General features: G+C 61.7%; 21 protein-coding genes. 5 read left to right on the top strand and 16 right to left on the bottom strand.

From position 1 onward, the window contains the following. Positions 1–24 precede the first annotated feature (24 nt). The 9 genes from NG898_RS11710 to NG898_RS11670 form a co-directional block, all read right to left on the bottom strand. Positions 25–2,634, bottom strand: coding sequence for a S8 family peptidase (locus tag NG898_RS11710; RefSeq protein WP_252692438.1), 2,610 nt, complete (start codon positions 2,632–2,634; stop codon positions 25–27). A gap of 18 nt (positions 2,635–2,652) precedes the next feature. Further along, a complete protein-coding gene (locus NG898_RS26185; protein ID WP_252692437.1) occupies positions 2,653–3,813 on the bottom strand; it encodes an AAA family ATPase in 1,161 nt (386 codons plus the stop codon). A gap of 100 nt (positions 3,814–3,913) precedes the next feature. After that, positions 3,914–4,660 carry a hypothetical protein gene (locus NG898_RS11700; protein ID WP_252692436.1) on the bottom strand — a complete coding sequence of 249 codons (747 nt, stop codon included), beginning with the start codon at positions 4,658–4,660 and terminating at the stop codon, positions 3,914–3,916. 49 nt (positions 4,661–4,709) lie between these two features. Then, positions 4,710–6,071, bottom strand: a complete 1,362-nt coding sequence (locus tag NG898_RS11695; protein ID WP_252692435.1) for a ThiF family adenylyltransferase — start codon at positions 6,069–6,071, stop codon at positions 4,710–4,712. A gap of 9 nt (positions 6,072–6,080) precedes the next feature. Continuing rightward, positions 6,081–6,596 (bottom strand): Mov34/MPN/PAD-1 family protein, encoded by a 516-nt coding sequence (locus tag NG898_RS11690; protein WP_252692434.1) that lies wholly within the window; start codon positions 6,594–6,596, stop codon positions 6,081–6,083. Next, positions 6,544–7,032: a DUF7665 family protein gene (locus NG898_RS11685; protein ID WP_252692433.1), complete on the bottom strand. Its 489-nt coding sequence runs from the start codon at positions 7,030–7,032 to the stop codon at positions 6,544–6,546. The genes NG898_RS11690 and NG898_RS11685 overlap by 53 nt, the downstream gene beginning before the upstream one ends. Positions 7,033–7,035: 3 nt before the next feature. Then, a complete protein-coding gene (locus NG898_RS11680) occupies positions 7,036–7,509 on the bottom strand; it encodes a hypothetical protein (protein ID WP_252692432.1) in 474 nt (157 codons plus the stop codon). A gap of 451 nt (positions 7,510–7,960) precedes the next feature. Then, positions 7,961–8,587, bottom strand: coding sequence for a hypothetical protein (locus tag NG898_RS11675; protein WP_252692431.1), 627 nt, complete (start codon positions 8,585–8,587; stop codon positions 7,961–7,963). Between the two features lie 4 nt (positions 8,588–8,591). Next, a complete protein-coding gene (locus NG898_RS11670) occupies positions 8,592–9,353 on the bottom strand; it encodes a hypothetical protein (RefSeq protein WP_252692430.1) in 762 nt (253 codons plus the stop codon). Positions 9,354–9,883: 530 nt separating this feature from the next. On the opposite strand from NG898_RS11670, the gene hisC reads away from it, so the two are divergent. The 3 genes from hisC (at position 9,884) to kdpE (ending at position 12,362) form a co-directional block, all read left to right on the top strand. Then, positions 9,884–10,951 carry a histidinol-phosphate transaminase gene (hisC, locus tag NG898_RS11665; RefSeq protein ID WP_252692429.1) on the top strand — a complete coding sequence of 356 codons (1,068 nt, stop codon included), beginning with the start codon at positions 9,884–9,886 and terminating at the stop codon, positions 10,949–10,951. Between the two features lie 324 nt (positions 10,952–11,275). Beyond that, positions 11,276–11,587 carry a high-potential iron-sulfur protein gene (locus NG898_RS11660; RefSeq protein WP_027680422.1) on the top strand — a complete coding sequence of 104 codons (312 nt, stop codon included), beginning with the start codon at positions 11,276–11,278 and terminating at the stop codon, positions 11,585–11,587. Positions 11,588–11,657: 70 nt separating this feature from the next. Beyond that, complete coding sequence (kdpE, locus tag NG898_RS11655; protein ID WP_024977386.1) at positions 11,658–12,362, top strand: two-component system response regulator KdpE; 705 nt, start codon at positions 11,658–11,660, stop codon at positions 12,360–12,362. A 6-nt stretch (positions 12,363–12,368) separates the two neighbouring features. Here the strand turns inward: kdpE and NG898_RS11650 are convergent, their stop codons facing one another. Further along, positions 12,369–13,367: a Bug family tripartite tricarboxylate transporter substrate binding protein gene (locus NG898_RS11650; RefSeq protein WP_252692428.1), complete on the bottom strand. Its 999-nt coding sequence runs from the start codon at positions 13,365–13,367 to the stop codon at positions 12,369–12,371. Positions 13,368–13,511: 144 nt separating this feature from the next. Further along, positions 13,512–14,642, bottom strand: coding sequence for a porin (locus tag NG898_RS11645; protein WP_045206630.1), 1,131 nt, complete (start codon positions 14,640–14,642; stop codon positions 13,512–13,514). A gap of 498 nt (positions 14,643–15,140) precedes the next feature. On the opposite strand from NG898_RS11645, the gene NG898_RS11640 reads away from it, so the two are divergent. Beyond that, complete coding sequence (locus NG898_RS11640) at positions 15,141–15,425, top strand: hypothetical protein (RefSeq protein ID WP_024977383.1); 285 nt, start codon at positions 15,141–15,143, stop codon at positions 15,423–15,425. 135 nt (positions 15,426–15,560) lie between these two features. Here the strand turns inward: NG898_RS11640 and NG898_RS11635 are convergent, their stop codons facing one another. The 4 genes from NG898_RS11635 to NG898_RS11620 form a co-directional block, all read right to left on the bottom strand. Next, complete coding sequence (locus NG898_RS11635) at positions 15,561–17,759, bottom strand: xanthine dehydrogenase family protein molybdopterin-binding subunit (protein WP_252692427.1); 2,199 nt, start codon at positions 17,757–17,759, stop codon at positions 15,561–15,563. Continuing rightward, positions 17,756–18,769: an FAD binding domain-containing protein gene (locus tag NG898_RS11630; RefSeq protein WP_252692426.1), complete on the bottom strand. Its 1,014-nt coding sequence runs from the start codon at positions 18,767–18,769 to the stop codon at positions 17,756–17,758. Before NG898_RS11630 ends, NG898_RS11635 begins: the two co-directional genes overlap by 4 nt. 9 nt (positions 18,770–18,778) lie before the next feature. Continuing rightward, positions 18,779–19,519, bottom strand: coding sequence for a 2Fe-2S iron-sulfur cluster-binding protein (locus NG898_RS11625; RefSeq protein WP_252692425.1), 741 nt, complete (start codon positions 19,517–19,519; stop codon positions 18,779–18,781). A 163-nt stretch (positions 19,520–19,682) separates the two neighbouring features. Further along, a complete protein-coding gene (locus NG898_RS11620) occupies positions 19,683–20,993 on the bottom strand; it encodes a M20/M25/M40 family metallo-hydrolase (protein ID WP_252692424.1) in 1,311 nt (436 codons plus the stop codon). A gap of 183 nt (positions 20,994–21,176) precedes the next feature. Between NG898_RS11620 and NG898_RS11615 the strand changes: the two genes are divergently transcribed. After that, entirely contained in the window at positions 21,177–21,971 is a 795-nt protein-coding gene (locus NG898_RS11615; RefSeq protein WP_252692423.1) for a DUF1835 domain-containing protein, read from the top strand. Between the two features lie 99 nt (positions 21,972–22,070). On the opposite strand, the gene kefC is transcribed toward NG898_RS11615, so the two are convergent. Beyond that, positions 22,071–24,011 (bottom strand): glutathione-regulated potassium-efflux system protein KefC, encoded by a 1,941-nt coding sequence (gene kefC / locus NG898_RS11610; protein WP_252692422.1) that lies wholly within the window; start codon positions 24,009–24,011, stop codon positions 22,071–22,073. Between the last annotated feature and the right edge of the window lie 5 nt (positions 24,012–24,016).

The following is a 24,016-nucleotide window of genomic DNA, read 5'->3' as shown; positions in this document are numbered from 1 at the left end:
CTACTTGCTTTTTTTAAATTCCTATTACTGCGCTTGCGCGCGAATACGCATCGCAGCGCGAATATCGCTCATCCTTACCGCCGAAGTGGCTACCAGTTCTTGCGCGAGGTCTCCGTAAACGTTGGCTGCTCCCTCCGGGTCAGCAATTGTCAATACGACCGCGAAGGGAATGCCATCTTTGGGATACTCGACCTGGTCTCTCATAACGTAGTTCACGCTCAGCCGCCATTCCGGTGAACGCCCAATACCTTTGAAATTACCTTCGAGAACCTTCACTGGACTCCACTTCAACCCGTCCACAAGCAATGCCGCCTCTCTAGAGGTTCGCTTGATTCCGTGCGCGTGAACCGGCTTCGCCCGGCCAATCCAGCCGACCTTGTCCCCGTCTTCGTCATAGTCGAAATCGTCATCCTCCTCGTCTTCAGAGGTGGCTTTGATATTACGCTGACGGAGCGCTGGGTCGAGATTGATGCGCGCAACTTCTGCGCCATACTTGAAATCGAGCGGAGGCGAATAGACGAGCGTGAGCCTTGCGTTACCGCGGCAGCGTCCCTCTAAATCAACAAGCTCTTTCGGCCATCTGAAATCGATGATTGTGTTCTCGTTGACATGTAAGTTGTCGTGAACGACAACGCCGAACGTATGCCTATCGAATGTGAGCGATTGATGGCTTGCTCGGGGATAATCGAAGCCAATCAAGCTTCGGCCAATACGCCGAGCTTGCTGACTTAGGAACGGTTTTTCGAAATAGGTATTGTGCAAAAAGAGCGCTTGCACAACTTCACGAGGGGCCACGCCTCCAAGTTCCATATCCAGCGTGGCGAGAGTTTTTGCAACCAAGGGGACGGCCATACTGGTGCCCTTCACCGATGCCAACATCCCATGCTCCGAGACACTAGAAAGGCCCGAGAGCTCATCCTTCCCATCGGCACCACCGATGTGGCAGACGTCCGGCTTCACTGAACCGCGTACACCGGGGCCACGCCTACTGTACCGCGCTGGCACATCCGGGATGCAGTCTTTGACCCCTGCACCATTCATGGCGCCGACGGCGATATTCAACAATGAGTCGGCTGGCCCCCACAGGGTATCCGACTTGCTCTCAATCAACTGAGATGCTGCGACTGTTATGCGCTTGTCCCATTCCGGTCGTTTTTCCTCATCGCCGATATTCCCAGCCGAGATGACAAAGAACACATCGTGGTCACGGGCAATTTTGTCCAGTCGCGTCGCTTCCTCGCTGAAACCGCTGTGTATCACCTCGTCCCTGTTGTTGAGGCTGAAATTGAATACGCGCACTCCATACTTCTTTCTACAGTCCTCAACAATCCGCTCCAGCTCATCCATGAACTTAGCGGACCCGTTGCCGTAATACTTTGCGAAGTATGCGTCCTTCGCGTGAAGCGCGACGTCAATCAACCAGCACCCGTTCTCCTCAAGCCGCGGGCCGTATTCAGGATTAAAACTTCTCGCTCCGACGAGCAGCCCTGCGATATTGGTTGCGTGGTCAAGGTCTCGATGACCGGCAGGTATATTTCCGTACCGCGCTTTGACCCAAGCGTTGAACTTGTCCGAAATTCCTCCATCAACGACCGCGACCATCGGATACGCAACGTGCGCATCCGGTTCGGGAATACTCGCTGGCGTGACCGAGATGACAGTCGACTTGCGCTGAACCCGTTGCGCAACGGCTGACGCATTCAGGATTGGTGTCCGGTCGGATGAAAGGATGCGGGGCACTGCGACCGTGCGGACATTGGGATGCGCCCCAAGCAACGATAGTAATTTGCGGTGAGAGTCGTCCGAGTAATCACCATCCGCCGCCAACTGGTCCCCAAGCGCAGAGAGTTCGGAAACGCTGCGGATGACGGCAAAGCCAGGTGAATCCGTTAGCCCTATATAGGCAAGGTGAATCATCGGGAGCATTTCGTCGAGGACAACATATATCCCCAGCGTCTTCGACAGCTCCTTCAGCGAGTGAACAAAAGAATCAGCTAAGTTATCCCTAAAAACCTCGCCCTTTTTTTGGGCATTCAATTTTTCTAGAGAGGTGGCAATTGGCTCGAAGAGGCGCACCGCGTACATCGGTGCCAGACCTGTTTCGGCGAACGTCACCACAGCGTACTCGGCGTCCGGAAGGCGCCGGTCAGCGGCGGACCACAACCGCAGGCTTTCAAGGGCACCGACTTCGGAACGCTCGCGATTCGGATTTACAACCCACTTCCCATGCTTGTCACGTCGCCAAGTAGTAGTATCGTCGGCACGTCCAACGCTTTCGATAACTCGCCCCAGTCCAAGGGCAGTGGTCTGGACGATAAGCTCACCAATATCATCCCCCCCAACAACAGGCGCGCTCTCTTGTGTGAAGAGCTTCTTCACGGGCCGATGAGTTTTCGCCCAAGCCTTTTCTTGAAGTCGAACCTTGACGAACCCTGAGGAACAGAAACGAGCGGCATTCTGCCGCAGTTGCCCCTGGATTGCCTTCAGACTTGAGGTCACCTCCGCCCGAAGCTCTGCGAATGCAGCATCGCGGTCAGCGAAGAAGTCCGTCTTATTGTTACCTGGATTAACCTTACGGGGTTGCCGCAGGACCGTCGGATTTTGTACGTATAAAAGCGGATAATCCCCAGACATCACTCTCCCCAAACCGGGTCAAGTGACCCAGCGACTTATGGTCGTTCTGTTGACGCCAAAAACTTCCCCAAGCTCTGCAGACGTAAACGCATAACGCCCCACAAATTCGCGGGCAAGCTCTCGCAACGGCAAATTAAGTATGCCACTGGCGTCAGCGGGCACCCGAGCAGCGTGGATGCCCAAGACGGTTTGTAATCTTTCAGCAAAGGATAGCTTCGGACCATCCAAAATCCAACTCTTTTTCAGTGATTTGACGACGTCCTGAATTTCTGCACCCGATGCTCCCTCAAGAAGCACGGCCAATAATTTTGCTTGGCTGCAACCAAATTTGAGTGGCTCTGCGTAGCGCTCGATTATCTCGATTCTCGCATTCAGCTCGGGCTTCGGTAGCTCGACTTGCAGTTCAAATCGCCGCCAGACCGCCGGGTCAAGCAGTTGCGGGTGGTTGGTAATCCCTATCGTGAGCCCTCGCTCGGCCCGCTCGTCGAGCTTCTGAAGCAGTGTGTTAACCACGCGCTTAATCTCGCCGACCTCGTTTGGGTCGTCGCGTAATTTTGCAATTGCATCGAACTCATCTAGGACAAGCAGTGCCCGATGGCGATTCGCGAAATCAAAGAGGTTGCCGATGTTTCTCGACGTCGTCCCGAGGAACGAAGACATCAGTCCGTCCAGGCGCGCAAGAATGACGGGTAGTCCTAGCTGCCCTGAGAGCCAGAGCGCGAGCTGGGTCTTTCCCGTGCCCGGTTCGCCGAACAAAACGCAACTCCGGGCGGGCTCGATGCCTACCTTGATGAGTTCCTCAGCGCGTCGCCACTCGGCAATCCATGAGTCGATGCTCGCGGCAAGCCTCGATGGGAGGATTGGACCCTCAATAGGTAGGGACTTGCTAACGACAATGCTCGCCAGCGGTGCCGATGTTTCCCTGTCGACAGGAATGCGAGAGTTCCGCGTCAGTTCGTCTCCTGACAGGTGCACTATGCGGTTGGAGGCTGGTCTCCCTTTTTCCGAGCGCGGCAGGGTGGAAACCAGGTCTCGAATTGCCTGTGCGCCGGCTGCGTCACCGGATTGCCCCAACGCATCAGCAGCCTGGAGCACAAGCTCCGGGTCTGCGGCCTTTCGGAGTGCGAACTCACATAGCTGCACAAAAGTGCTAGAAAGGTGCAACTTTGAAGGCTTCACGTGCAGTCTTCCGCAAAAATGTGCGTATGAGACTATATCGCGAACAGCCAGTCAACCTGTCTGCGGGGTCGGCCTTCGCGCCGACCCGCAGTACAGACAATTAGACGACGGCCGCCCGAATCGACTCTTGGAGCCATGCCCAAGCCGCAATAGCCTTCCCGGAGGCAAAGAACGCTGCACCGCCCAAGAGCAGCACTTGTGTGACAACGTGCCGGCGGGGGGAATTGCGCCACGTCAGTTTCCACAGCCACTCGAACCAGCCGTAGTTCGTCGTGGCGAAGGTCCGGAGCCCGGCCAGTGCGTTGGAGACAGTTGCCATCAACACCAACACAATCGCAACGCTGCTCTGCAAGACAACTTGGTGGCCATATTGGGTCAGGCTCCGCCAGAACTGAATGGCCGGACCGGACGCAGCAAGAGTCTCGATTTCCTTCGGAATGTTGTCCCCAATCACTAGGAGCATCAGGTAACCCGCAAGGGCGAAAACAACCGCGGGAAACGTCGACATCGCTGCCGGCTGTGCATCCTCGTCCCTGATGAATGCGATGAGCGCCGCGACAAGGCTGGGTACCACGGCCAACGCGGTTGCGTGCTGCATCGCGGACATCAACTGCTCGTAGTGCCGAAAGAACTGCCAGACCGCCAGAGCGCCGAAGAGCGCGGCAGCCGGCAACGCGCTGTCCGTGCCGCCTCCGTTACGCGGAGGCTCACGATACATGTTCGTGACCTGATTGTAGTTATGGTTATGACTATTGTTGTTCGTGACCTTGTTAGTGACGCTTACCTTGTCACCGACGTGATTCCCCTTGCCGGTGACGCTCACCATCGTATTGTTGAAGTTACTCATGATTCGATTCTTTCCTATGTTTTGCAGCTTGGAGACTAAGAGTGGGTTATCAGACCGCGATAAACCCGGGGTTGAGTGCGGTGAAGTCGTGTTCATTGACGACCACGCTGCGGAACTTGAGAGCGAACATGTCGACATCGAGCATCTCGCACGGGGGGCTCGCGTGGAGGACGCGTAGCGCCTCAGAAACGCAAAGGGCAGCGGCAAACGCACCGACGAATGCGGCGCCAACAGCCTTTCCAGCAAGCTCCACGACGCCGCAACGGCCAAGCTCGCCCTTTTCGAGGAGGTCGGCGTAGAGACCCTCAATAGCAGGCTCCCCCTGCAGCTTTTGCGGCCATGTTTGAACCGCTGTGCGCCGCGCAGGGAAGGTGTGGATGCGCACGCTCTGGAAGTCATCGTGACGGCTTCCTAAGCCTGCTTCAATGATGAAGCTGGCGCCCGCGCTATCGAGTGCTCGGCGTGCCTCCAGGTTATCAACACCACAGAACAACAACGACGGCTCATCTCGCCCTGTGCGCGTCTCGCCATCGAAATAGCGCTCGACGATGGCGGTCGAGAACCCGCGTTTTTCGAGCCACTCTGCTACCACGCGCGTCTTCTTTCGCCTGTTGTCGTTTTTTGTGGTTAGCACGGATGTGCTCTCCGTCGACACGCCGACGCGGTCGACGTCCTGCAGCAGAACATGAGGGGGTTCGAGCGCATCCTTTGGGTATGGCAGCAGGCTCAAGCACCATGCGAATGCTTGTCCGAGATGGCCTAAACCGAGCAGCCAGACGGACGACGGCAGCACTTGCAGAGCCGGCCCGTCGCAATCGCGAGACTCCCAGGCAGCCTGCGCCGGAGCCCACAACGAGATGCCCACGGGCTCATAGCCGGTCAGCGCGGCGTCGCTCACATGATGGAACGCCTGGCTAACAGCAAGGGCCGCTGCAGCGACGGCGGTCAGCGGCATCACGTATCCATCGGCCTCTTCGTCGCAGCTGTGGCGCTCGTCAACAGGTGCCGTTCCGGCTCGCCATCCCGACATGAGCAGACGCACGTGGAAGGGCGCATTGCGCTCGCGGACCCCGCCGACTGTAATCGTAGGACGTCCCGGCACCGCATCGGCGAGTGTCGCACCCGCTTCGCGCAGCGCATCGGCTAGCGATTGGCTGCTACCCAGCATCGGATGCAAAGTTGCGTCGCCGCACCCTGACACCGATACGCCACCGAGAAATGAACGCCGGCCGAGTATGACGACAGCAAAGGCTGCAACCTGCTCGTGAAAATCTTCTGGCTCCGTCAGCTCGAGTTGGAGGTGATACCTCTCGGCAATCTCGTGCGCTTCTGCGAAGGACTTCGCCTGACCACTGTCGATTAGCCGTTTGACGGTTCGATGCAGCGCGTCGGCATCATATTGAGATGACATACGTTCCTCTCACAGACCAATGAAAAAGAAGCTCGGCTTGCGGGCTTTACCAATCGTTTCCCATTCGTGGGCACCGTGATAAACGTAGATGCCCATGTTCGAGCGCGAGAACTTGCGAGCAGCGAAGTACGGCAGGATGAGTCCGATATGTCCCCTTACGGCGACCATCGGGTTCTTCCTGTCGATATCGCTTTGGCCGTAGCCGCCAGGATGGGTATGGATATCTGCGACGACGGTCAACTTCTGTTCGCGGCATATTTCCCACAGTCGTCCCATGTGCCGTCCGTCGACGTGCACATAGCCGGACTTGAGCGCGTTAGGGTCCAGGTCGTCGTAAAGAACGTACGCCGTAATCGTACGAACGTCCTCCACGCAACACCCCAGCAGAAATGCACCGCTTTCGCGGACGCCGGCACTCCGCACGCGCAGTTCCTCCACTAGCTCACGCCACAGTTGCGCCGAGCAAGCCAACTTATGCTGGGGTGACAAGAGCCGGCGCAAAGTCTTGCGAATTGAGAAGGACATGAATTTCCTCGAGATACTGGACAATTGAGCCGCCCGGTTTCCACAACCTGGCGGGCATCTGCGTTACCCAATTCTGGTGTCCCTGGATGGTGAGCCGGTCGCACGCCAAATAGAGCGCAGAACCACCCATCCAGTCAGTACGGAAGACGTCTTTGACCCGGCCGCCTCTGCTCCGCGGCCACTTGTCGTGAACGAGAGGGCCATTCAGAGCTGCGTCCCAAGGCTGCGCAGTGGGAGACTGGGCAGGAAAGCCGGAGAGTTCGAAGCGAAACGCGAACGCACCGACAGCCGCCGAGACCTCGATGACCGCATGCGGCCAATCGAGCGCCAGGAGGCGCCACTTGCCGTCGGCCACCCCCATCTGAAACAGCGGACCTTCGATATCTGCTTGAAAAGCACGAGCGTCGGGGGTCGCCAGTTGTTGAGCGGCGCTCATGGTTCAGCCCTGGAAGCGTTCGTTGGGCACGAGGTCGAAAGACACGTGACATTCGTGCTTCTGCGTAAGCGTGCCTAGGTGAACCGAGCCGGCTGGACGCTCAGTCGTACCACTCAACTGCAGCACATGCTCCGGCGCATGGGCGGCATCGATATCGAACTTGTCGTCTGCCCACTGCTTCAGACGGTGAATCGTCATGGAGGGCGGTGCTGTACGGCTAATCTCGCGGCCGTTGAAGTGCACCGTCACCTTGAGTTCGTGATGACGGTGGAAGTGCAGCTTCGGGTGCGGCTTGGACCGCAGAACCTCGACGAGCATCTCCTCGGTGAGCGCGATATCCCCGTCCTCCTCGAAGACCTTGATATCTACGTCCACACCGCCAGCGACCAAGCGAACAATCTCAACAAGAGCAATGTGCCCAGTGGCTTCCAAGGTATGAACTTGGCGCGAATCTTCTTTCTGATAAAAAATCGGCATGATGATTTGCATTCCTAGTTGGCCCTCGCAGCGGATGCAGCTCGCGGCCCTATTTACATATGGCAGGCTCAGTCAAAAACCGGCAATGCATTCGCAATCTTTTTTCCGTACTACACGCACCAGCGGATAGCAGCATCGACGAGCCCTTCAATAGAGATATGGCAGCGACCGCGAGAAACCGGCAATGTTCGCAAAAAAAAATTCTGAAGCGGTAAGACACGGCCGCCGAAATATGATGACCGCGAGGACTCTTGGAGAGAGGTGGAAGGGGGGGCGGATGTAATGAGTAGCTGAGTCAGCCAGCCCAAAAAAAAGGCCACTGAAACGTTGTGCACCAACGCGTCAGCGGCCGACATCACGTGCAAATTATTGGGAACGACAAAAATTCCAAGGGGAGCGTGATAGCTTCATCGGATTGGGACCGAATACTCAAACTCGGTCTAATTAAATTTCACTCCGAAAATCGCTTTATCGTTTCAGACACCTGCTCTGGAGAAAGATGTGCTGACGTCAATGCCTCCTCGAAAGACTCTTGTCGAATCTCCCCCGACTCCCCCGGGCTCAACGATGACGTTGTCAGTCTTGCCATCTGAGGTTTCGCCATTAGATGCATGACGACAACCTCTCTCGCCACCCCCAGAATAGAGGCCAACGCATCTATTAGGCGCGTCGGCACTGACGCAAATCGAATTTTCCTGTCTCGGATTTTTGCCACAACCCTCTTGGGCAACTGCAATTTTTCGGCAAGCTGCCCGAACTCTCCTTTGGAAAGTCGAGAGATAGGGTTATCAGCCTTCGCTGATGCAGCAGGAATTCCGCGTTTTGCGTACTCGTAACGCAAATTCTGAAACTGGCTGATGCCGCGTTGTGCCGCTGCCTCGCTAGTCTCAGTTTCCACTGGTTCACCGTGAAACTGGTCCTCGACGAGAGAGGCCGCAAATTCAATAAGTTCTGCTTTGAACTCGGGGAATTCCGTGATGTAACGCTGCAGTTGGCCCGGCGTGGGAATATCTTGCTCAACAGCAAATTGCATGAGGACTTCGTCAACTTCCGGCCTATTCTGCTTAGTATTGGACATTCTGCTACTCCTTGAAGTTTGCGAGCTTCTGCACGAGTTCGTCTTGGCGATACTGAATCGCGCGGCGCTTGATTTGACATATCGTGGCAATCGTCGTCTCGCTTGGGTCAGTCGATTCCTTTGGCACGCCTAGCGCAAGTAGCACGGCTACGTCCCGCAATGGCTTCGGTAACTCACTCAGCGCCGAGAGAAGCTGCCCGGTGAAGGCTTCACGCTCGGGGGCCGACAAGTGCTGGGACAGACTGTCGACATCGACGAATGCATCGGTATCGTCTGCGCCCGAGTCCTCGACGTCCTCCGCCGGGGTCGTTGAGACATATCGACGACGCCTGCTAATCTCTCGCCGCACCTCGCTGTGGATGAAACCACCAACAGCGTTCGAGAAAGATGCCTCGAAGAAATCAAGGCTTTCGCTGTGCGTCGCAATATCCTCGGCAAGTGCGCCGCTAAACGCGCTCACTACGTTGTCCAACGCCTCTTCCGAAAAAGCGTTGCGGCTCCTGAGCTTGTGCGCAGCAACACTGGAGAAACGGCTGATGATTCGAGCAATAAGCTCGTTCAGCACGCGGTCAGGCTGACCGTCACGAAGAAGAGCCACCATTGCCTCGGGGCTGCAGCGCCCCTTCCCCCGCCCCGAAGAACCACGAATACGTTGAATCAGCTCTGCCTGTCCCAGCCTGCGCAGCTCAGCCAGTTCTTCTTCTACCTGCGGACGCCGCACCATGGATGGGCCCGCAAGCGTTTTTTTCGTCAACTTTCGGGCCATGTGGCCTCCCCTGGAACGCCTGATACTTACTAATGGCAGTGACTTCGGAAAACCGGCAAAAAATTTTTCGGAAATTTGTAACAAGGGGCACCCGCTCGAGTGCATCGATTTCACAAGTTCGGAGCCCACACGGCCTGAGCGGTTGCCTTTCGCAGGGCCAGCCATGCCCCACGATGCCGGTAATTCCAAATAAAATCAGTCGGTTAGAAGAGTTCCGGCTAGGATGAAGGTCAGTCCAACTTGCGACATCTGTAGGGTGCACTGAACCGGAATGTGACACGAGTAGGGTGAACTCGCGGGATAATGCGAGCCCCCCGCTGAGGCAAAAAGCGGGAAAAACGACAAGGGTGGGGTGCACTACGCGACATCGGTAGGGTAACGCCACAGGTTTTCCGACGCCAGAACCGCGCTTCTGCCGCAACGTGCAGGCCTGCCTATTCCCGAACCTTTTCAGCTTCTCTGCCTTTTTCGATTCGTCGATCGCGCTGCGAGCACGCTTAGAAAATAGTCACCTCATCAGGAGTCGAGTCGTGAGCCGTTACTGGAGCGATATCGTTCAGCAACTCGTGCCCTATGTCCCGGGCGAACAGCCGGCCATCGCGCGGCCCATCAAGCTGAACACCAACGAAAACCCGTACCCGCCGTCGCCGCGCGTGGTGGCCGCGATCTCTGCAGAGCTGGGAGAGACGGGAGAGAACCTGCGCCGCTACCCCGATCCGCTGTCGCGCCGGCTGCGCGAGACGGTGGCCGCGCAGGTGGGCCTCCAGCCCGAGCAGGTTTTTGCGGGCAACGGGTCGGACGAAGTCTTGGCGCACGTCTTCCAGGCACTGCTCAAACACGACAAGCCGCTGCGCTTTCCGGACATCTCGTACAGCTTCTATCCGACCTACGCGCGGCTTTACGGCGTGCAGTGCGAAGTGGTGCCGCTGGCGGACGACTTCTCCATCCGCGCCGATGACTATCTGGGCGACGCAGGCGGCGTGCTGTTCCCAAACCCCAACGCGCCGACCGGCCACGCGTTGCCGCTGGCGGAGATCGAACGGATCGTCGCAGCGAACCCGTCGTCGGTCGTCGTCGTGGATGAGGCCTATGTGGATTTCGGGGCCGAGTCCGCCATTGCGCTCATTGACCGCTATCCGAATCTGCTGGTTGTGCACACGACGTCGAAGTCGCGCTCGCTGGCGGGCATGCGCGTGGGCTTCGCGTTTGGGCACGCGGCGCTCATCGAAGCACTCAATCGCGTGAAGGACAGCTTCAATTCGTATCCGCTGGATCGCCTCGCGCAGGCGGCCGCCCAGGCGGCATACGAAGACGATGCGTACTTTCGCGCCACGTGCGCACGCGTGATGGCAAGCCGCGCGCGGCTGACGCAATCGCTGCAGTCGCTGGGGTTCGAGGTCGTGCCATCGATGGCGAACTTCGTGTTCGCGCGGCATCCGGCCCACGATGCCGCAACGCTGACAGCACGGCTGAAGGAGCAAGCCATCTTCGTGCGCCACTTCAAGCTTGCGCGCATCGACCAGCATCTGCGCATCACGGTCGGCTCCGATGATGAATGCGACGCATTCTTAAAGGCGCTGCGGGGTCTGCTGGCGTAAGCACGTACGCGTCTGCGGCAAATTGCCACCGGGGTGGACCGGCCATTTGGAGGACTGCGCCCGCGCAGGCAACCGCAACCCTCGACCACACGGTGCATCCACGACATTGCGCAGTGTGGATCGAAGGCCACGAAAGCAACCCATTGCTGCGCTCAGGTATGTGGAACATTGACCGTACGCAGATGCTGACGGCCGATTGCTGTGCCAGAATGCACGAGCGGGTAAACGGCGCGCCGACGCCGTCCGCTGTCCCCTAGGGCGAGCCTGAGCACTGCGCGGGCGGCACGGGGCGCCACACAACACACTCCCACAAAAGGAATCAGCATGTCCAATCGTCGTCAATTCCTGAAGAGCATCCCCATCGTGGCCGCCGCGGGCGCCGTCATGTCGATGTCGGACCTGGCACTGGCTGCACCGATGGTGGCGGAAAGCGACCCGCAAGCCAAGGCGCTGGGCTACGTGGCTGACACCACCAAGGCCGACAAGGCCAAGTTCCCGAAGCACACGCCGGATCAGCACTGCGGCAACTGCGCCCTGTACCAGGGTGGTGCGGCTGCGCAAGGCGGTTGCCCGCTGTTCGCCGGCAAGGACGTCGCCAACAAGGGCTGGTGCAGCGCCTGGGCAAAGAAGGCTTGAGCGAAGCGGTATCGCGCGCAAGCAAAACGGACCCTGTGGGGTCCGTTTTTTTATGGGCGCGCCCTCTACAATGCGTGCCATGCCGTTCACATTCACACCCACCGTCCTCGTCATCGACGACGAGCCGCACATCCGACGCTTCGTCCGCGCTGCATTGGAAGAGGAAGGCTGCGAAGTTCATGAAGCCGACCGCGTCGAGCGCGGCTTGATCGAAGCCGGCACGCGTCAGCCGGATGCGGTGATCCTCGATCTCGGCCTGCCCGATGGCGATGGCATGCAGTTGATTCGCGAATTGCGCACCTGGACGGAAGTGCCGGTGCTCGTGCTTTCGGCTCGCGTGGATGAGCGCGACAAGATCGACGCGCTCGATGCCGGCGCAGATGATTACCTGACGAAACCCTTCGGCGTGGGCGAACTGGTCGCGCGCTTGCGCGTGCTACTGCGGCGACATGCCAAGCGCGGCGAAGACGGCGGCAGCATCATCCGCTTCGGCGAGGTGGAAGTCGACCTGGCGCGCCGCCTGGTCAGCCGCAATGGCCAAGCCGTGCATCTCACGCCGATCGAATACCGGCTGCTGGCGGTGCTGCTTGGCCGCCGCGGCACCGTGATGACGCACCGCGAACTGCTGCGCGAAGTCTGGGGCCCCGCGCATTCCGACAGCAGCCACTATCTGCGCATCTACATGGGCCACCTGCGCCACAAGCTTGAGCGCGATCCGGCGCGGCCCGAGCACCTGCTGACCGAAGTCGGCGTCGGGTACCGCTTCACGGCGTAAGCCGGTTCACTGCTCCTTGATGCCGGCGGCGCGCACGATGCGGCCGTTGCTGTCGTATTCCGCGCGGATGGCCGCAGCAAACTGCTCTGCCGTGCCGCCGGCCGGCACCACGGCGGCCTGCGTGAGGCGCTCGCGCAGATCAGGCGCAGCCAGCGCCTTGTTGATCTCGGCGTTCAATCGGGCAATCACGGGGGCAGGCGTCTTGGCAGGCGCAAACACGCCGAAGGTCGATGCCATGTTCGCCTTGGCATAACCCAGCTCGGTGAAGGTCGGCACATTCGGCAGCGCATCGAGCCGGTGCGGCGCACCCACCGCGAGCGGGCGCAGCTTGCCGCTGGTGATGTGTTGCATCAGGGTCGGGCCGACGTTGGTCGACATGACTTCCACCTGGCCGCCCAGCGCATCCGTCAATTGCTGGCCACCGCCCTTGTACGGAATGAGCGTGATATCCACGCGCGCCTGCGACTTGATCTGCTCCAGCGCGAGATGTCCCACCGTACCCAGGCCCGATGTCGACCAGCGGATCGAGCCCGGCTTGGTGCGCGACTGGCTCAGCATGTCGGCAAAGCTCTTGCCCGTGAACGACGGCGTACCGAGCAGGATCATCGGCGCGTACATGACATTCGCCACGGGCGCGATGTCTTTCTGCGGGTCATACGGCAGCTTGCCGAAATGCGGATTGAGCGTAAGCGGACTGACCGACGAGAAACCCAGCGTGTAGCCATCTGGCGCCGCCTTGGCCACGGCGTCCATGCCGATGCTGCCGCCGGCACCGGCGCGGTTTTCCACCACCACCGGCTGGCCCAGTTGCGCCGACAGCTTCTCGCCCAGCGCACGCGCCACGTTGTCCGAAATGCCACCGGTCGGGTACGCGACGATGATGCGGATCGTTTTGGCCGGATAGTCCTGCGCTTGCGCAGGCACAGTGGCAAGCAGCGGCAGGCCGGCGCACAGCAGCACGGCAGAGGCAATCAGACGGCGGCGGGCAGTACGTGCGGAAGTCATGGCGCAATGTCAGATGAACGAAACAGGAATCAACATTGTAGGCGGATGCCCAGGCAGCCTTGTCCGACGACATACAAAAACTGCAGGCAAAAGAAAAGGCGCCCGAAGGCGCCTTTTCCGTTCCCAATCGAGTGACAGCGTCGATTAGAAGATGTGGCGGATACCCACGCCAACGCTGGTCTGGTTCGACTTGCCAGTGCCGGTTGCGTTGCCGCCACCCGACAGTTCCGGCAGAGCTGCGTCCTTGACCTTGTTGTAGTCGACCGTGCCATACACTTGCGTGCGCTTGGACAGGGCGTACTCAGCCAGCAGAACGCCGGTGTAGCGCTTGCCGTCGTTGCCGGCGGTCAGAGCAGCGTTCTTGATGCTGTCGTAGTAGAACGCGCCCGTCAGAGCCAGCGCCGGGGTGATGTTGTACGTCACGCCCAGGATGCCGACGTGGTCACGACGCTTCGTGGCGCCCGGGGTCAGGCCAGCGCCCGAGGTGGCGTTGCCGTAGATGTTCAGGCCGAAAGCGCTGCCGCCGACGCAGTTTGCCGAGCTGTTCACGCAACCCGTGGCGTCGCTGCTGTCGATGTAGCCTGCGAACAGCTTGGCTGCAGCGATCGTGTAGTTACCGCCGATACCCCACACGGTTTGCTTGTTGCCAGCAACGTCCTTGTGCTGTTGAGCGAAGGCGCCGATGTAGGCCGGGCCGAATTCATAGGCCACCGTGCCGCCAACGTACGAGTTCTGGCTTGCAGCGCCAGCCACTTCGCCAAAGCCGTAGGCCAGGCCGACCGACAGGCCGTTCCACTTGCCTTCGTACTTCAGCATGTTGGATTCACGCAGACCGGTCAGGCCGTAGTACATCCACGAGTTGCCGTCGTAGTTACCCACGCCCAGCGGGTCGAAGTTGCCACCGGTCGTGAAGCCGAAGTTGTATTGACGGCCCAGCGTGATGGTGCCCAGGTCCTTGTTGGACAGGCCCACGAACGATTGACGGTTGAACAGCGTACCCGAGCTGCTCATCTTGCCCGAGTCCGAGTTGAAGCCGCTTTCCAGCACGAACAGTGCCTTGTTGCCGCCACCCAGGTCTTCCGAGCCCTTCAGGCCCCAGCGGCTGTTCGACACAGCACCGCTTTCCATCTGGGTCACGCTGTTGCCAGCTTGGTTGGCGTTGTTGATGTAGTGAATGCTGGTATCGACAATACCGTACAGCGTCACGCTCGATTGGGCGTAGGCAGAACCTGCGAACAGGGCGCCAACTGCAACCAGAATGGCAGACTTTTTCATGTGGGCTCGTAATAAAAGAGTTGTCTCAAACCGCCCGACCCCGTGTGCATGAGGTTGGGCTCCTCCGTTTCCTTAACTTCCGTGTCGGAAGTGCCGCGCAAATTTAACAAAAGCCCATATGCCCGGCAAAGTAATTCACGGAATCGTTCTACCAAGTGTGGTACGCGCGCATCGCTCTTAATGCGCCGCACCAAATCGGCCTACGACAAGGCTTGCCAGCGCGTTGTGCCCTGCTGTGGTGCACCAAGGCGGACCGCAGTCTTTGAACCGCTCTCTTGATTAGACAAAAAGGTTGGGAGATTGCCTGGCGCGTTACGCCATTGGCGCGCTTTTCAGCGCGGTTCACGCTGACTTGCATCATTTCAGCGCCGACAACAAACCGTTCGTCGCACCACCGTGGATAGGGCATGCCCCCTGACCTAGGCTGTAGACCGTGGCAGGACATCAAATGACCACGCCTAAAACAGCACCGAAAATCAGTTGAAGAAGGAGTTCGCCATGCGACTCAAGCAAATGGGGTTGGCCGCCATGCTGGCGGTCGGGGCCCTCGCGGCTGGCAGCGCTTGGGCACAAGCCAGCCGCGTGGAAGTGTTCGGCCAGAATGCACGGGCCGAACGGTTTGACGTCTACAGCGACGGTGCCCGCACCGGACGCTTCGACACGTATACAGAAGGCGCGCGCAGCGGCCGCTTCGATCCGTATTCGGACGGCATGCGCAGCGACCCGGCCGGCCGCTCCCGCGACGGCGGCGGTACGGTCTACGGGTACCCGGTTCCGAATTGATGCGCTGATCGGCATTCACCGCGTTCATCGCGCATTGATCAATTACGGGCCGGTCTCCAGGCATCCTCCGTTTTCCGCCTCTTGGCCCACTCTGGCCCCGCTGGTGATGCGCCAGCGGGGCTTTTTCATGGGCGCTCAGATGAGCTTGTCGAGCGTGATCGGGAGTTCGCGCACGCGCCGGCCGGTGGCGTGATAGACGGCGTTGGCAATGGCCGCCGGCACGCCGGTGATGCCGATCTCGCCGATGCCCTTGGCGCCCAGCGGGTTGATGTGTGGGTCTGCCTCGTCGAGCACCAGGATGTCGATGTCGGGCACATCGGCGTTCACGGGCACGTGGTACTCCGCCAGGTTGTTATTGACGATGCGACCGTAACGCGGGTCGAACAGGCTCTCTTCGAACAGCGCCATGCCCATGCCCCAGACGATGCCGCCCATGAGCTGGCTGCGACCGGTCTTGGCGTTGAGCAACCGCCCCACGCCGTAGCTCCCTACGATGCGCGAGACCCGGATCACACCCAGATCCGCATCAACGTGCACCTCGGCAAACACTGCGCCGAACGAATGCATTGAGTACTTCTGCTTTTCTTCGCCCGGCTGCACCTTGGCGGTCACCTCGATGGGGCGGCCGTGGCGCGCGACCACGGCGGCCACGGGCTCACGCGCCCCGCTGCGAGCGCTCAAGAAGCCGTCGGCCACGGTGATCTCGCTTGCGGCCACGCCATGCAGCGGCGAGCTGGCATCGGCAATGGCCGCGGCAATCAGCGCATCGCGGGCCTGCGCGCCGGCGGCCTGCACGGCGGGCGATACGCTAGCCACACTCTGCGAGCCGCCCGACACCGGCGCCTCAGGCATGCGCGTATCGCCCAGGCTGAAATGCACGCGGTCGACGGGCATGCCCATGGCATCCGCCGCCACCTGCGTCATCACCGTGTAGGTGCCGGTGCCAAGATCCTGCGAGCCGGATTCGACCTGCGCCGTGCCGTCGGGCAGATAGCGCGCGGTGGCGCCGGCCGCGCTGCGGTTGGCGGGGTACGTGGCCGTGGCCATGCCCCAGCCGATGCGGGTGTTGCCCTCGCGCATGCTGCCCGGCTGCGGGTTGCGGTGCGCCCAGCCGAAGCGCTCAGCACCAGAGCGGTAGCACGCCGCCAGCGATTTGCTTGACCACGGGATGCGTTTTTCCGGGTCCTGCGCGGCGTCGTTGCGCAGACGCAGCTCCACCGGATCGATGCCGAGCGCGTAGGCCATCTCATCCAGCGCCACTTCCAAAGCGAACGTGCCGGTGGCTTCGCCCGGTGCGCGCATGAACGTCGGCGTGCCAACGTTCAGCCGCGCGAGCCGATGCGTGGTCCGCTGGTTGGGCGTCTCGTAAAGCATGCGGGTGACGATGGCGCAAGGCTCGGTCCAGTCTTCGATCATCGACGTGGTGGTCAGCGAGTCATGCGAGATGGCGGTGAAGCGGCCGTCGCTGGCGGCGCCCAAGGCGATGCGCTGCTCGGTGCGCGGGCGCCCGCCGACCGGGCCGAACATCTGCGGGCGCTCCAGTACCAGCTTGACGGGCCGCCCCGCCTGGCGCGCGGCCATCGCCGCCAGCACCACGTGCGACCACACCGAGCCCTTGCAGCCGAATCCGCCGCCCACGAACGGGCACACCACACGCAGCTTGTCGGGCGACAAGCCAAGCGTTTTGGCGACAGTGCGACGCACGCCCGAGACGTATTGCGTGCTGTCGTACAGCGTGAGCGAATCGCCCTCCCACACGGCGATGGTGGCGTGCGGCTCCATGGGGTTGTGCGTCTCCATGGGCGTCCCGTAGACGGCCTCGATGCGCTGCGCCGCCTGCGCCATACCGGCCGCCATATCGCCACGCGTGGTGTCGGCCGATTGCGTCTGCACCTTGCCGGGCGAGTGCGCATCGGCGCGGGCGGTTTCGAAATCGAGCCGCGCGGGCTGCTGGGCAACCTCCACGCGCACCATGCGCGCTGCGGCCTGAGCGTGTTCCAGCGTGTCGCCCACCACGAGCGCCACGGGCTGGCCGTTGTAGTGCACCTGATCGTCCTGCAGCAAAGAGAGCGCGCGTCCTGCCGGGGGTTCGAGCGCGGGCTTGCCGCCGTTGGGCAGGCGAGGTGCGTTCTCGTGCGTCATCACCAGCAGCACGCCGGGCATGGCCTGCGCGACATGAGTATCGAGCCGCGTGATCCGACCCGCAGGCACGGTGCTTTGCACCAGCACCGCATGCACCAGACGCGGCACCTGGAACTCTGCTGAATAGCGCGCCTGACCCGTGACTTTGAGCAGACCGTCTGTCCGGTCCAGCGGTTGGCCGACGTTGCTCATGCCACACCTCCTGTCGGATTGGCGGGATTGCCCGCGATGGCGAGCGCCCGGGCCACCGCCCGCTGTGCAAGCGGCACCTTGAAGCCGTTGTCACGCAGCGGCTGCGCACCCTGCACGGCCAAGGCACCGGCCTGGGCAAACAACTGCGCGTCCAACACCTGCCCCGCCAGCATCTGCTCGGCCGCATGCGCCCGCCACGGTTTGTGCGCGACGCCACCGAGCACAATGCGCGCCTCCCGGATCGTCCGCCCATCGGTCTGCAATGCCAGCGCCGCAGCCACCGACACCAGCGCAAACGCATAACTGGCGCGGTCGCGCACCTTCAGGTAGTGCACCTGCGAGCCGAACACGGGCGGCGGCAGATCGATGGCGACGATCAACTCACCGGGCCCGAGTATCGTGTCGATTTCAGGATGCGCTTCCGGCAATCGATGGAAGGCTTCGATAGGAATACGCCGCTCACCGTGCGTGCCATGCACCACCACCGTGGCATCCAGCGCGGCCAGCGCGACGGCCATGTCGGATGGATGCGTCGCCACGCATGCCTCGCTCGCACCGAGGATGGCGTGCATGCGGTTGAAGCCCTCGCGTGCGGCGCAGCCGGAGCCGGGCTGCCGCTTGTTGCACGCCGGGTACGCCGTGTCGTAGAAGTAATGGCAGCGTGTGCGCTGCATCAGGTTGCCGCCGTTGGTAGCCATGTTTCGCAGCTGCCCCGACGCACCCGACACAATCGCTTCGCTCAGGAGCGGATACCGCGAGCGCACCAGCGGATGCGCCGCCGTATCGGCATTGCGCGCCATCGCGCCCAGGCGCAGGCCACCGTCGGGCAACGCGCGAATCTGCGCGAGCGGCAGGCGGCTTACGTCCACCAGCCGCTGGGGCTGCTCGACGCCGCCTTTCATCAGGTCCAGCAGGTTCGTGCCGCCGCCGATATAGCGCGCGCCCGGCTCATGGCCCAGGCGCACGGCAGCTTCGACGGAAGACGCACGGTCATAGGCAATCGATTGCATGGCGGCTCCTCAGACAGCGTTGCCAGACTTGGCAGCCACCACGCGAATCGCCGCCACGATGTTGGGATACGCGCCGCAGCGGCAGATGTTGCCGCTCATGCGCTCGCGTATTTCGTCTTCGGTCAGCGCCACAGGGCCGTCATTGCCCAGTGCCGCGGGCGACGTGACCGTGCTGGGCATACCGCGGCGCGCCTCGTCCAGCACCGCCACCGCCGAGCAGATCTGCCCTGGCGTGCAATATCCGCATTGAAAGGCGTCGTGTTCGAGAAACGCGGCCTGCACCGGATGCAGCGCCGTGCGGTCGACCACGCCGTCATGCGCGTGTGCCAATCCTTCGACGGTGGTGATGGCCTCGCCCTCGTGCATGATCGCCAGCGTCAGGCAACTGTTGATGCGCCGCCCGTTCACGAGGACGGTGCATGCGCCACACTGGCCGCGATCGCAGCCTTTCTTGGTGCCGGTCAGACCGAGCACTTCACGCAGCGCATCGAGCAACGTCACACGCGGCTCCAGTGACAGCGCATACGGCTTGCCGTTGATATTGAGCGATACCGGCCGCGCAGGCGCCAACGCAGCGGGACGTGCCGGGGCCGATGCAGAAGTGCCCGCGCCGGCCGACTCGTGCGGCAACGCAAACGCCGAGGCTGCGGCTGCGGCGCTCTGCAGAAAGCCGCGCCGGCTCGGGCGTGCGGGTGCCCCATCCGGTTCGTGGGCAGGGTCATTCGATGCTGCTAAGGGGTGATCAGACATGGCGCGCGCTCCACCGGCCGAGGCGGCCGTAGCTGGGGACATGCGTCAGGGGAAAGCAAGCGGAATACCCGGCACCCGGGCGTCGGGAAGCCGCTGAACAGTGGCTTCGCGAAGGGAAATTGCTGCGGCGCGTGTAAGGCTTACGCGCCGCGTTGCAGTGCGGTTACCTGGCCGGGCCGACGCGGTCGCGCGACACGTCCATGACCATGCGGGTCAACAGATACAGGCGCGGCACGATGGAGTTCAGGTCGACATATTCGGCGTCATTTGAGTGCGCGCCAAAGCTCGCCAGACCGAAGCGCTCGATCACAGGCGCCTTGGTCTTCGACGCGGCAAACGCGGCATCGGTGCCACCGCCTTCGGCCTTGTCGTCAATCTCCAGCGTCTTGCCCAGTTCGCCGTAGATCTTCTGGGCGTGTTCGGCCAGCGCGCGCGACGCCGGAGTCGCTTCCAGCGGCGGGCGGCGGCGCTCAAACTTGGCCGTGACCTGCGTATCCGGAATCAGCTTGTTCTTGATGCGCTCGTTGACGGTGTCTTCCAGCTTGTCGGCATCGGCCGTGCGCAGCAGGCGCACATCAGCCTGGGCGCTGGCCACGGCCGGGATCACGTTGCGGTTGGTGCCCGCCTGCGCCACCGTCCAGTTCACCTTCAGGCCCGTTTCCGGCTTGGACAGATCGCGCATCTGCAGCACCTGGTGCGACAGCTCATACAGCGCGTTGCGGCCCTGCTCCGGCGCACCACCCGCGTGCGAGGCCTTGCCCTTCACATCCAGCAGGATCGCGCCGATGCCGCTGGTGGCCAGCGACAGCTTGTCCGACGTCACGCGCGTGCCTTCGCACGAGAACACGGCGTCCTGCTCGGCGCCCAGCTTGGCCTGCATGGCCCGCGCGCCCGGCGAGCTGATCTCTTCGTCACCGTTGATCAGCACCGTAAGCGTGCCGTATTGCTTGAAGTTGACGGCCTGCAGAATCGACACCGTGTGCAGGATGACCGCCACGCCGTTCTTGTCGTCGGCAATGCCCAGGCCGTAGGCACGCTCACCGTCGATGCGGAATGGCTGCTGCGCGAGCATGCCCTTCAGGTAGACGGTGTCCATGTGCGCAATCAGCATGATGTTGCGCTTGCCCTCGCCCTTGAAGCGCGCAAGTACCATCTTGCCGATCTTCTCGGGCGTGTCGGCCATGCGATAGGCATGGTCGCTGGGGTCGATCAGCTTGACGTCGCCGCCCATGCCACGCAGGCGCTCGGCAATCACGCCGGCAATCTTGTCCAGGCCTTCGATGTCCTTGCTGCCCGATTCAATCGAGACCAGAGTCTTCATGGTGTCGATCAGCGCAGGTTTTTCCTGCTGGGCACGCTTGTAGATTTCAGCCGGCGGCACGGCGGCGGCCTGGCCGGCAGCCAGCGCACCCACCATTGCGACGACGGCGAGCACTGCAGGGCGCATGCCCTTGGGCAACAACGGGGCTCTCATGAATGTTTCCTCACCTGTTCTTAGTTATGGTCTGCAACAAAACGGCGATTTTCGCACGCCCATCTGACGATTGCCCGAGGGCCATCCCCCCTTTGGCTAGACGCATGACACCGCGCAAAGGAATACTGATAGAGATGCGCAAAACGAAAGCGCTGGGCTGACACTCTCGCTACAATTGCTGCCATGCAATACATCCATGTCGTCAACGGCGATGTTGCCGGCGCCACGCTCAAGCAGGCGCTCGCACAGGCTGGCCGCCCCGATTCCGTAGTCGTACTGCGCGACGATCTCGCCGTCGGGCCGCTGGTCGACGTCGACAGCGTCGCCATGGCGCGCTCCGGCTTCTGGCAGCGCGTGGCGCCCAATAGCAATATCGATTTCGCCTCCGAGATGCGCGACGCACTTGCGTCGCTCGCCGACCTGCGCGATGCCACCACGGAAGTCGCCATCTGGCACGGCCAAAGTGCCTCGGACCAGCTCATGCTGCGCCGGGTGGCGTTCCATCTGCACCAATCGCCCCAGCGCATCAATGAAGTCGGCATGGATGTGCGCGAACTTGAGGCCCCCAACGGTCAGGGCCCGCTGACGACCATCGGCATGTATTCGGGCGCCCGGCTGGCGCGGCGGTTTTCGACCATCGCGCCGGTCTCGGTGCTGCGCATCGGCCGCCTGGCCTACGAATGGCAGCAAACCGTGCGCGAGAACGCCGATACGCGGCTGTGGAAGGGCAACACCCTGGTGCCGGTGTCGTACGGCACCGTCGATGAAGTGATCCTGGAGCACGTTCCCACCGACTGGGCCAGCGCCCGCGACGTGGTCGGCAGCATCATGGGCGCCATCGACGGGCTGCTCGCCAGCGACTGGTTTGTCTTCTGGCGCTGCCGCGAACTGGTCGGCAACGGTCAGTTGCTGCTGCGCGGCGAGGCCGATTCGCTCAGCACCTGCGAACTGCGTCGCAATGTGAGCGTGGCCGTGTAAGCGCCGCCCGAAACCTGGATCCCCCGAGGAGCGCCGAAAGCGCTCCTTTTTATTTGTTCGCGCTGCTTACGCCTAAAACGCGGTCGTAACCCGCGCGGGTCAGCCGTCTCGGCGGAGGCCCGCGCGCGCGGGGCAATCGATCGGCGCCTCGGGGTCGCCGCCGTCGACTTCGTTGGCGAGATCGCTATCGGGCTGTGTGCCTTTCACGTCGCTATGGACGTCGCCCTCGCCCCAGGGCATGCCGGATTCGCGCAGGCGCTTGCGCTGGGTGCGGTCGCGCTGGAACATTTCGGCCAGCTCGTCGCGCCCTTGCTGCGCCAGTGACACAAGCTTCTTTTGATCGCGGTAAACGGGGTAGACCTGCTCCATTGAATTGAGCGTGTGCCGGCGGAACGTCTGGGCGATGCGGTGCGCCTCGTACGGTTCCTTGCCCAGCCCTTCCAGCACGCGGCGACTGAGCATGAGCGAGCCTTCGAACATCTCCCGCTCGATCACTTCCACACCGCGGTCGCGCAACTGGTAGACGTGCGACACGTTGCGCGCCCGCACATACAGCTTCAGGTGGGGAAAGCGCTCGCGCACGCGGTCGACCACCTCCAGATTGGTCTCCATGTCGTCGATCGCGACGACCATCATGCTGGCCTTGTCGGCGCCGGCGGTTTCCAGCAGATCCATGCGCGTGGCGTCGCCGTAAAAGACCTTGAAGCCGAAGCGGCGCAGCATGTCGATCTGGTCCGGGTCATGATCGAGCACGGTGGCGCTGTAGCCCTGGCTGTAGAGCATGCGGCCGACAATCTGCCCGAAACGGCCGAAGCCCGCGATGATGACCTGGTTATCCTGAGGCTCGATGGCGTCGGGCGCGCGCTTCTTGCCATCCATCAGGCGCGGTACCAGCATCTTGTCGTGCAGGAGCAGCAGCAATGGCGTCGCGGCCATCGACAGCGCCACCACGAGGTTGAGCGCAGCGGCCGTCTCCGCCCCGAGCACGTTGCCAGCTACACCGGGGCCGAATACAACAAACGCGAATTCACCGCCTTGCGAGAGCAGGAATGCAAACAGCCATGCCTGCCCACGCGCAATGCCAAAGCGGGTGGCCAGCAGGCGCAGCGCGCCAATCTTCACCGCCAGGAACACCGCAACCAGCCCGATCACGGCCAACGGCTGGCGCATCAGCACGCCAAAGTCGATCGACATGCCGACCGCCAGGAAAAACAGGCCGAGCAGCAGTCCCTTGAACGGCTCGATGTCGGTTTCGAGCGCGTGACGGTATTCGGAATCGGCCAGCAGCACGCCGGCAATGAAAGCGCCCAACGCCATCGACAAGCCCACGCTGTGCATCAGCAGCGCAATGCCCACCACCAGGAGCAACGAAAACGAGGTGAACATCTCGCGCATGTTGGTACGGGCAATGGCGCGCAGCACCGGCCGCAACACCGTGCGTCCGCCGAAAATGACTGCCGCCACCACGCCCACCGCCTTGGCCGCAGCCACCCAGCTATGGCCGCCGGATGCGTCGCTTGCATCGGTCGCCAGCAGCGGTAGCAGCGCGATCATCGGGATGGCCGCGATGTCCTGGAACAGCAGAATGCCGAAGCTGGCCGTGCCGGCCGGCGTGCGCATGAGGTTGCGCTCAGAAAGCGTGGCCAGCGCAATCGCCGTGGACGACAGCGCCAGCCCCAGCCCCGCCACCACGGCCGCGCGCCACGGATGGCCCACCGCCATGACCGCCAGCCCCACGGCCAGCGCGCACACCACAATCTGCAACCCGCCGTAACCGAAGATGCTGCGCCGCAGCGACCACAGCCGCGCCGGCTCAAGTTCCAGGCCAATCACGAACATCATCAGCACGACACCGAATTCTGAGAAATCCAGAATCGACTGCACGTTGGTGATGAGCCGCAAGCCCCACGGCCCGACGATCACCCCAGCCAGCAGATAGCCGAGCACCGAGCCCAGCCCCAGCCGGCGCGCCAGCGGCACCGCCGCCACGGCCGCAGCCAGGTAGATGACGAAATTGACGAGCAGATCGTGCGATTGCATGGGCA

Source organism: Ralstonia mojiangensis (assembly GCF_023955645.1).
Lineage (GTDB): Bacteria > Pseudomonadota > Gammaproteobacteria > Burkholderiales > Burkholderiaceae > Ralstonia > Ralstonia mojiangensis.
Note: the sequence above shows the minus strand (reverse complement) of the source record. Positions and strands in the feature narration are given on the sequence as shown.